Genomic DNA, 5,179 nt, shown 5'->3' with positions numbered 1-5,179 from the left:
GCGAGCCATCCAGAGCGGGTTTGACCAGAGCACCGAGTTCATCGGCTACTTCGACGACCGCATCGACAGTCGCGTCCTGCCGGAAGCGCGAAGCATGCGCCTGGGCGGTCTTCGCGACGTGGCCAATTACGTCTACGCCCATGGCGTGCACGAGGTCTACATCACCTTGCCGCTGGGCTCGCAACCCCGCCTGGTGGAGTTGATGGAGGCGCTGCAGGGAACGACGGCTTCGCTGTACTTCGTGCCGGATGTGTTCGGCATCAGCATCATCCAGGGTCGCTTGCAGGACATGAACGGCGTGCCGGTCGTGGGCATTTGCGAGACACCTTTCACGGGCACGAACGACCTCGTCAAGCGCGTCTCGGACGTCATCCTGGCCAGCATCATCCTGGTGCTGATCTCGCCCTTGCTGGCCGGCGTCGCGATCGGCGTGAAGCTTTCATCGCCCGGGCCGGTGATCTTCAAGCAGCGGCGCAATGGGCTTGATGGCGAAGAAATCATCGTCTACAAGTTCCGCTCCATGCGCACCCAGGACAACGGTGCCGTGGTGCGTCAGGCCACCAAGGGTGATTCGCGGATCACCCCTTTTGGTGCCTTCATCCGCAAAACCTCGCTCGATGAATTGCCGCAGTTCATCAACGTGCTGCAAGGCCGCATGAGCATCGTGGGGCCGCGCCCCCATGCCGTGGCCCACAACGAAGAGTACCGGCGCCTGATCAAGGCCTACATGGTGCGCCACAAGGTGCGCCCGGGCATCACGGGTTGGGCCCAGGTGCACGGCTTCCGGGGAGAGACCGAAACCATTGACAAGATGCAGGCGCGGGTCGAGTACGACCTGGAGTACCTGCGCAACTGGTCGTTGGGCCTGGACATGCAGATCATCATCCGGACGATCCGGTTGATGCTGTTCGACCGCAACGCTTACTGAACAAGCTCATCGAAAGAGGTGATCGTGAAGGTGTCAGCCCCCATCCCCGCCCGCCGTTTCCCAGCCCTGTTGACCGCCGCCTCGGCTGCGCTCCTGATGGGCTGGTGCGGTTCGTGCTTGGCTCAGGCAGACGAGGCCCTGCCGCTCTTCCTGACGACGTCCTTGACCCTGATGCATGACTCGAACCTCGCACGCACCCCCGAGCGGCAAAGCGACACCGTTCGGGCTGCGGCATTGGCGGCTGGGCTGAACAAGTCTTACGGGCGTCAGACCTATTTGTTGTACGGCCGTCTCACCAAGAACCAGTACAACCGTTTTGCGGAGTTGCTCGACAACGATGGCAAGAACCTCAATGGCAAGGTCAGCTCGGAGTTCATGAGCAACTGGCTGGTCACGCTGGCAGGGCAATACGACGAGAACCTCAACTCCCTTCAGGACAACGTCATCGTTGGCAACTCGGTCCAGAGTCAGGTCATTCGCAACATCCGTCGCTACCGCGACACCAACCTGAGTGTTCAGTACGGCAAGTCCGGTTTGTGGTCCGTGGTTGGCAAGCTGGACAAGAACGACCTGACCTTCTCGGAGCAACAAGAGCAGAACGCGGATCAGACCTCGCAGAGTTTGCGGGTCTACTACAGCCCGAGTGACCTGCTGCGCTTTGGTGTTGGTCCGCGTTTCGTGAAAACCGAGTACCCCAATCGCACCACCAGCAAGACGGTCGAAGACAGCAACCTGGACTTCACGACCGATTGGCGGGTCAGTGGGCTGAGCTCGCTCAATGCCTTGCTGTCCCTGCGAGACACCAAGTACACCGATGCCAGCGGGCAATCGACCAGCAAGGGCTCGACCACGGGCTCGCTGGGCTGGGTGTTCACGCCCCGCGGCTCTGTGAGTTATTCGGCCAACTTGAGTCGCCGCACCAGTTCGGACCGCGCGAACGGTGGCGCAGGCGGGCTGGCATCGATCACGACCGACTACATCACCAACTCGGTGGCACTGGGCGCCAACTGGCAGGCGACAGCCAAGATCAAGGTGGGTGCCAACTACACCCGCAACATGTACGACAGCTCTCGCACGGTGAACTACAGCCCGGCTCAACTGGCCTTTCTCAACAGCGAAGACAGCACCGACAGCCACCAGGACACCTACTCCCTGGACGTGCAGTACCAGCTGATGCGCTCGGTTGAGCTGGGTTGCAACCTGGCCAAGTACAACCAGACGCGCGGCATCGGCCGCAACGAGTACGACGGGCACTCGACCAGCTGCTCGGCCAGCCTCACCCTGGATTGACACCTCTCAGCGACTGACATGCCTTGCATCCTTCTTACCGGAGCCTCCGGGTACATCGCGTCCCACATGTGGGTGGTGGCCCGCCAGGCTGGCTACCAGGTTGTGGGTGTCGACAGCCACGTCAACAGCTCGCCCCGGGTGTTGGATCGCCTGCGCACCCTGATCGGTGAAGAGCCCGTTTTCGTCCATGGTGATGTGCGCGATCCCGCTGTGATGGACCGTTGCTTCGACATCGGACGCGAGCGCTTCGGGGGCATCGAAGCGGTGGTTCATTTCGCGGCGCTCAAGGCCGTTGGCGAGTCGGTCGAGCGTCCGCTCGATTACTTCGAGAACAACCTGGGCGGCTTGCTGTCGGTGTGCCAGGCCATGAAACGCCATGGCGTCAACCAGTTGGTTTTCAGCTCGTCGGCAACGGTCTATGGCCAACCCGATCGCTTGCCCATCACGGAAGACTCGGCTTTGCGCTCGACCAACCCGTACGGGCAAACCAAGCTGGTGGGTGAAGAACTGCTGCGTGGCCTGGAGGCGTGCGACCCCAACTGGCGCATCGCTTACCTGCGCTATTTCAACCCGGTGGGCGCTCACGAAAGTGGCCTGATCGGCGAAGACCCCCGAGGCATCCCCAACAACCTCATGCCTTATGTGGCGCAGGTCGCGGTCGGCAAGCGTCCGCACCTCAATGTGTTCGGCAACGACTACGACACGCCGGATGGCACGGGGGTGCGCGACTACATCCATGTCATGGACCTGGCTGAAGGTCACGTCTCGGCACTGAAGTACCTGGCCGACAAGGGGCAATCGCTCACGGTCAACCTCGGCACGGGCCGGGGCTACAGCGTGCTGGAGCTCGCGCGAGCCTATGGCGAAGCCGCTGACCGCGAGGTGCCCGTGGTGTTCGCGCCGCGTCGCCCGGGCGACGTCGCGGCTTGTTATGCCGACCCCGCTCTGGCCGAGCGCCTCATGGGCTGGAAGGCCAGCCGGGGCTTGAAAGAAATGTGCGTGGACTCCTGGAGATGGCAGTCCACCAATCCACAAGGTTTCGAAGGTTGAGGATCATGACCCAGTCCGCTTTGTCCGTCTTGCCGGTGATCATGGCCGGTGGCTCCGGCACCCGCCTGTGGCCGCTCTCGCGCGCCCTGTATCCCAAGCAGTTCCTCATCTTGTCGGGCAACCAGAGCTTGTTCCAGCAAGCCCACCTGCGCCTGCAGGCCTTGGCAGGCGAGGGTGTCGAGGTGGGCAAGCCCTGCATCGTCGGCAACGAGGAGCATCGCTTCCTGGTGCTCGATCAACTGCGTGAGGTCAAGGGTGAGCCAGCGTCTCTGTTGCTGGAGCCTGCGGGCCGCAACACCGCTCCGGCGGTGACCCTGGCGGCGTTGCAGGCCACGGCCGATGGCGCCGACCCGATCCTGGTGGTCACCCCGGCTGACCAGACGGTGGTTGATGCCGCGGCTTACACGGCGGCGCTGCGCAAGGCGGTTTCGGCTGCAGCCCTGGGCGACATCGTCATCCTGGGCATCACGCCGGACAAGCCCGAGACCGGCTTTGGCTACATCCGCACCTCGGGTGCCGATGCCCAAGGCGTCCGCGACGTGGCCGCCTTCGTTGAAAAGCCCAACCTGGAAAAAGCGCAGGCCTACCTGGCTGACGGCGGCTACTTCTGGAACAGCGGCATGTTCGTGATGCGTGCTTCGCGATGGCTGGCTGCACTCGGCCATTTCCGCCCGGACATCGCCGAGGTCACGAAGGCATCGTTTGCCGTTCGCACCACGGACGCGCAGTTCGTGCGCCCAGGCAAAGAAGAGTTCAAGGCGGTGCCTTCCGAGTCGGTGGACTATGCAGTGATGGAGCAGTGCCCGGCCAAGCCGGATGCCGGCTTCAAGGTGCGCATGGTGCCGCTGGATGCGGGCTGGTCTGACCTGGGCGCGTGGGACGCCGTCTGGCAGGTCAGCGAGCATGACGCCGCGGGCAACGCTTCGCAGGGCGACGCCCTGATCGAAGACAGCCGCAACACCCTGGTTCATGCCAACAGCCGCCTGGTGGCTGCCGTGGGCCTGGACAACGTGGTGGTGGTGGAGACGCCGGACGCCGTGCTGGTGGCCGATCGCAGTCGCAGCCAGGACGTCAAGAAGATCGTGGCCAGCCTGGACAAGGCTTCGCGCACCGAGGGCAGCCTGCACCGCCGTGTGCACCGCCCCTGGGGCTGGTACGACTCGATCGACATGGGGCCGCGCTTTCAGGTCAAGCGCATCATGGTCAAGCCCAAGGCTTCCTTGAGCCTGCAGATGCACCACCACCGTGCCGAGCACTGGATCGTGGTCAGCGGCACGGCCGAGGTCACCAATGGCGACCAGGTGCTGATGCTGAGTGAAAACCAGTCGACCTACATCCCGCTGGGCACGGTGCACCGCCTGGTGAACCCGGGTGCGATCCCGCTGGAGATCATCGAAGTGCAGTCGGGCAGTTACCTGGGGGAGGACGACATCGTTCGCTTCCAGGACAACTACGGGCGTTCGGCTTGATGCTGTCGTGCTGACCTTTGGGGCTGCATGCCCGGAGGCAACAAAAATGGCCACCCTTGGGTGGCCATTTTGTTTGGCGGGGGCAATGAGCCCCGGTGCTCCGCCTTTGGCGTTCGATCAAGCGAGCGTCAGCAACAAGTCCAGCGGGTGATCCGCGATCACGTCCGCGCCCCAGCTGCCCACCTCGCCGTTGTGCCCGATGTAGCCCCAGTTGGCCGCTGCACTGGGCATGCCGGCGGCTTGCGCGGCCTGGATGTCACGCAGGTCATCGCCCACGTACAGCACGGAAGACGCTTCCACGCCCAGTTCCTGCGCAGCGGTGAGCAGCGGCAGGGGGTGTGGCTTCGGGTGGGCGGTGGTGTCGCCGCTGATGTTGGCGCCAGACCGCTCAAGCAGGCCCAATGCGCGCAGCACGGGCACGGTGAAACGGTGCGGCTTGTTG

The 5,179-nt window shown here is 63.6% G+C and carries 5 protein-coding genes; 4 read left to right on the top strand and 1 reads right to left on the bottom strand.

Going from position 1 to position 5,179, the window contains the following annotated elements:
• The 4 genes from B2W70_RS00330 to B2W70_RS00315 form a co-directional block, all read left to right on the top strand.
• Positions 1–928: undecaprenyl-phosphate glucose phosphotransferase (locus B2W70_RS00330; protein ID WP_286741923.1), on the top strand; the 928-nt coding region annotated here is incomplete at its 5' end.
• A 24-nt stretch (positions 929–952) separates the two neighbouring features.
• Entirely contained in the window at positions 953–2,218 is a 1,266-nt protein-coding gene (locus B2W70_RS00325; protein ID WP_286741922.1) for a hypothetical protein, read from the top strand.
• Positions 2,219–2,236: 18 nt separating this feature from the next.
• The gene (gene galE / locus B2W70_RS00320) at positions 2,237–3,268 is read left to right on the top strand and encodes a UDP-glucose 4-epimerase GalE (RefSeq protein WP_286741921.1); all 1,032 of its coding nucleotides are present in this window, start codon (positions 2,237–2,239) and stop codon (positions 3,266–3,268) included.
• A gap of 5 nt (positions 3,269–3,273) precedes the next feature.
• Positions 3,274–4,737, top strand: a complete 1,464-nt coding sequence (locus B2W70_RS00315) for a mannose-1-phosphate guanylyltransferase/mannose-6-phosphate isomerase (protein WP_286741920.1) — start codon at positions 3,274–3,276, stop codon at positions 4,735–4,737.
• 117 nt (positions 4,738–4,854) lie between these two features.
• On the opposite strand, the gene B2W70_RS00310 is transcribed toward B2W70_RS00315, so the two are convergent.
• The coding region (locus tag B2W70_RS00310) for an HAD-IA family hydrolase (RefSeq protein WP_286741918.1) at positions 4,855–5,179 on the bottom strand (325 nt) is incomplete at its 5' end.

The sequence above is a fragment of the Aquabacterium sp. UBA2148 genome, assembly GCF_002328915.1.
GTDB lineage: Bacteria > Pseudomonadota > Gammaproteobacteria > Burkholderiales > Burkholderiaceae_C > Aquabacterium > Aquabacterium parvum.
Note: the sequence above shows the minus strand (reverse complement) of the source record. Positions and strands in the feature narration are given on the sequence as shown.

Coding starts and splice junctions, on each gene's coding strand:
- galE (WP_286741921.1), top strand. CDS start 2,237: ATGCCTTGCATCCTTCTTACCGGAGCCTCCGGGTACATCGCGTCCCAC.
- B2W70_RS00315 (WP_286741920.1), top strand. CDS start 3,274: ATGACCCAGTCCGCTTTGTCCGTCTTGCCGGTGATCATGGCCGGTGGC.